1 protein-coding gene is annotated in these 4,905 nt (G+C 71.8%); it reads left to right on the forward strand.

Annotated features, from left to right (window positions below):
• The coding region (locus tag CU044_RS12330) for a type I polyketide synthase (RefSeq protein ID WP_129768584.1) at positions 1–4,905 on the forward strand (4,905 nt) is incomplete at both ends.

Genomic DNA, 4,905 nt, shown 5'->3' on the forward strand with positions numbered 1-4,905 from the left:
CCGATGCTCGACGAGTTCCGTGCGGTGGTCGAGGGGATCGAGTGCGGTGAGCCCGAGATCCCGATCGTGTCGACGCTGACGGGCCGGTTGGCGAGCGCCGAGGAACTGGCCTCGCCGGAGTACTGGGTGCGGCACGTACGCGAGTCGGTACGTTTCCATGACGCCGTCCTGACGCTGCGTGAGCAGGGTGCCGGTGTGTTTGTCGAGGTCGGGCCGGGTGGGACGCTGTCCGCTCTCGGTCTCGGCGGGGCGCCCGACGCGGTATTCCTGCCGGCGCTGCGCGCGGACAGGCCTGAGGAGATGGCACTCGTCACCACGGTCGCCGCACTGCACGCGCACGGTGTGGCGGTCGACTGGACCGCCTACTTCGCGGGCAGCGGGGCCCGGCGGGTGGATCTGCCGACGTACGCGTTCCAGCGCGAGCGCTACTGGCTGGACGTGCCCGCCGAGCGCACCCAGCGGATGTCGCCGGTGGAGGCACAGTTCTGGGAGGTCGTGGAGGAGGGCGACCTCGATGATCTCGCCCGTACGCTGGACGTGTCGTCGGACGACCCGCTGAGCGCTGTGCTGCCCCGGCTGTCCGCCTGGCGCAAGGAGCAGCAGGGCCGTTCCGCTGTGGACGGTTGGCGGTACCGGGTCGACTGGCGGCCGGTGACCTCCGGGGGCGGGCGGTTGGATGGTGTCTGGCTGGTGGTCGCGCCGGCCGGGGAGTCGCGCGCCGAGTGGGTTCGCGACGCACTGGTTCGGAACGGTGCGGACGTACAGGTTCTGTATGTGGATCCGGAAGGCGTGGACTGGGCCGGGGAGTTGGCCGCGTTGCCCGCGCTGAGTGGTGTGGTGTCGTTGTTGGGGCTGGCGGGTGCGGGCGGGTCGGTTGTGCCTGTGGGTGTGGCGGGCACGATCGGTCTGCTGGGGGCGTTGGGTGGCGCGGATGTGTCGGCGCCGTTGTGGTGTGTGACGTCGGGTGCGGTGTCGGTGGGTGCGGATGACGCCGTCGCCGGGTTCGAGCAGTCGATGCTGTGGGGTCTGGGCCGGGTGGCGGCACTGGAGCACCCCGATCGCTGGGGCGGCTTGGTGGACCTGCCGGATACGCAGGACGAGGCGACCGGTGATCTGCTGGTCTCGGTGCTCGCGGGAACGGCCGGTGAGGACCAGGTCGTCGTACGCGGTGGCGGGATCCTCGGGCGCAGGCTGGTGCCCGCGCCGCTGGGCAAGGCATCCGGGGCGGGCTGGGCGCCGCGTGGCACGGTCCTGGTCACCGGCGGTACCGGTGCGCTCGGTGCGCGTGTCGCCAGATGGCTGGTGGCGAAGGGCGCCGAACACCTGCTGCTGACCAGCAGGCGCGGGCTGGACGCCGAAGGCGCGGAGGAACTGCGTGCGGAACTGACCGAGCTGGGTGCCCGCGTCACGATCGCGGCCTGTGACGTCGCCGACCGGGACGCGCTGGCGGACGTGCTCGCCTCGGTCCCCGCCGAGTTCCCGCTCACCGCGGTCGTGCACACGGCGGGCATCGAGCGCTCGGCTGCCCTTGCAGGCCTCGATCCGACCGATCTCTCCGGGTTCGCCGATGTGCTGGCAGCCAAGGTCGTCGGCGCGAGGAACCTGCACGAGCTGCTGGGCGACACGCCCTTGGACGCGTTCGTGCTGTTCTCCTCGATCGCCGGTGTGTGGGGCAGTGGCGGCCAGGGTGCGTACGCGGCCGCCAACGCCTATCTGGACGCCCTGGCCGACCATCGCAGGGCGGCGGGTCTGCCCGCCACGGCGGTCGCGTGGGGCCCGTGGGGCGATGGCGGAATGGTCGCGGACGCCGGGCAGGACGCGGCGGCCCAGCTGCGGCGCAGGGGCCTCATCACGATGGCTCCGGCTGTGGCGATCGCGGGTCTGGCCACGGCCCTGGAGCGCGGTGACGGGAACGTCGTCGTCGCCGATGTCGACTGGGAGCGGTTCGCGGGCACCTTCATGTCGCAGCGGCCGAGTCCGCTGCTGGGCGAACTGCCCGAGGTGCGGGCCGCGTTCGAGGCCGCTCCGGCGGAGCAGGGCCTGTCGGCCCTCGCTCAGCGGCTGGTCGGCCTGGACGAGGCCGAGCAGGAGCGCGAGCTCACCGAGCTGGTCCGGTACGAGGCCGCCGCGGTGCTCGGTCACGTGTCCGGAGACGCGTTCTCCGCGACCCGTGCCTTCAAGGAGCTGGGCTTCGACTCGCTGACCGCGGTGGAACTGCGTACCCGGCTCAGCGAGGCCACCGGCGTCGCGCTCCCCGCGACGCTCGTCTTCGACTACCCGACGGCCGCCGCGCTGGCCGCTTTCCTGCGGGTCGAGTTGTCCGGTGCGGGCGTGGCCCCCACCACCTCCGCTCCGGTCGCCGTCTCCGGTGTGACCGACGAACCGATCGCGATCGTGTCGATGGCGTGCCGGTTCCCCGGTGGTGTGTCGAGCCCGGAGGACCTGTGGGACGTACTCCTCGCGGGCGGGGACGCCGTGTCGGACTTCCCGACCGACCGCGGTTGGAATCTGGAGACGCTGTACGACCCGGACCCGGCGGGTGTGGGCACGTCATACAGCCGCATGGGCGCCTTCCTCGACCGGGTGGCGGACTTCGACTCGGGTTTCTTCGGGATCTCGCCGCGCGAGGCGCTGGCGATGGACCCGCAGCAGCGGCTGCTGCTGGAGACCTCCTGGGAACTGCTGGAACGGGCCGGGGTCGACCCGGAGTCGCTGCGCGGTGAGCGCGTCGGCGTGTTCGTCGGCTCGAACGTGCAGGACTACACACTGGTGCTGGACGGGGCCGCCGATGACGTGGGCGGATACGTGGCGACCGGCAACGCGTCCAGCGTGGCCTCGGGCCGGCTGTCCTACACGTTCGGCTTCGAAGGCCCCGCGGTGACGGTGGACACCGCCTGCTCGTCGTCACTGGTGGCCCTGCACCTGGCGGTGCAGGCACTGCGGTCCGGCGAGTGCTCGGCGGCACTGGCGGGTGGCGTCACCGTGATGTCCACGCCGGGTGGGTTCATCGAGTTCAGCCGCCAGCGCGGACTGTCCGTGGACGGCCGGTGCAAGGCGTTCTCCGACAGCGCCGACGGCACGGGCTGGGGTGAGGGTATCGGGATGCTGTTCGTCGAGCGGCTGTCCGACGCCCAGCGCAACGGCCACCAGGTGCTGGCGGTGGTACGGGGTTCCGCGGTGAACCAGGACGGCGCCTCCAACGGCCTGACGGCTCCGAACGGTCCCTCGCAGCAGCGGGTCATCCGCCAGGCGCTGGCGAGTGCCGGTCTGGCACCGTCCGATGTGCAGGCGGTCGAGGCACACGGCACCGGTACCACGCTGGGTGACCCGATCGAGGCCCAGGCGCTGCTGGCCACCTACGGCCAGGACCGCGAGGGCGAGCCGCTGTGGCTCGGCTCGATCAAGTCGAACATCGGCCACACGCAGGCGGCGGCCGGTGTGGCGGGTGTGATCAAGATGGTGATGGCGATGCGACACGGCGTTCTGCCGCGCACGCTGCATGTCACCGAGCCGTCCACGCACGTGGACTGGTCCGCGGGTGCGGTGGAGCTGCTGGCGGAGGCGCGGCCGTGGCCGGAGACCGGTGGGTCGTGGCGGGCGGGTGTGTCGTCGTTCGGGTTCAGCGGGACGAACGCGCACACCATCATCGAGCAGGCCCCCGTCGTGGAGCGGGAGGAAGCCCCGGAGCCGGTACGTGACGGCCTGGTGCCGTGGGTGCTGTCGGCGGGTGCCGAGGGTGCCCTGCGTGGTCAGGCCGAGCGTCTGATGGCGATGGTGGAGGGCCACGCGCCTCTTGATGTCGGTTACTCACTCGCGACTTCGCGATCGGCGTTGGACCACCGTGCGGTGCTGGTCGCCGCCGACCGGTCCGAGTTCCTGGCCGCTCTGGCGGCCGTGGCCGACGGCCAGGCGACCGGTGCCGTGGTCGCCGGGGCCGTGGACGAGCCCGGCCGGGTGGGTTTCCTGTTCTCGGGTCAGGGTTCGCAGAAGCTCGGGATGGGCCGTGAACTGTCCACCCGTTTCCCGGTGTTCGCCACGGCGTTGGACGAGGTGCTGGGGCACCTGGCTCCGGAGGTCCGGGAGGCGCTGTTCGGCGACGACGCCGAGGTGTTGAACCAGACCGGTGTGACCCAGCCGGCCTTGTTCGCGGTCGAGGTCGCGCTGTTCCGCCTGCTCAAGTCGTGGGGTGTCCGGCCCGACATGCTGGCGGGTCATTCGATCGGTGAGCTGGCCGCCGCGCACGTGTCCGGTGTGTGGTCGCTGGCCGATGCCGCCGAGGTGGTGACGGCTCGCGGTCGTCTGATGCAGGCGCTGCCGTCCGGTGGCGCGATGGTGGCGATTCAGGCGTCCGAGGCCGAGGTCGCCTCGGACCTGTCGGAGACCGTGGGCATCGGTGCGGTGAACGGTCCGACGTCGGTGGTCATCTCGGGGATTGCCGCCGATGTGGAGGCGGTCGCCGAGCGCTGGCGTGAGGCGAGGCGGAAGGTGTCCCGGCTGCGGGTGAGCCACGCGTTCCACTCGCCGTTGATGGAGCCGATGCTGGACGAGTTCCGCGCGGTGCTGGAGGGCGTGTCGTTCGAGGCGCCCGCGATTCCGATCGTGTCGACGCTGACCGGTGCGCGGGCGAGCGCGGAGGAGTTGGCGTCGCCGGAGTACTGGGTGCGGCACGTACGCGAGTCCGTACGGTTCGCCGATGCCGTGGGCACGCTCGTGGGTGAGGGCGTGGGCACGTTTGTCGAGGTCGGTCCTGGCGGGACGCTGTCGGCGCTGGGCCAGGAGACCGCGCCGGAGGCGGTCTTCGTGCCGGTGCTGCGTGGTGACCGGCCGGAGGCGGTGGCCGCCACCATGGCTGCGGGGCAGCTGCACGTACGCGGTGTCCGGGTGGACTGGGAGCCCTTCTTCGAC

It is taken from the genome of Streptomyces sp. L-9-10 (assembly GCF_004151105.1).
Classification (GTDB): Bacteria; Actinomycetota; Actinomycetes; order Streptomycetales; family Streptomycetaceae; genus Streptomyces.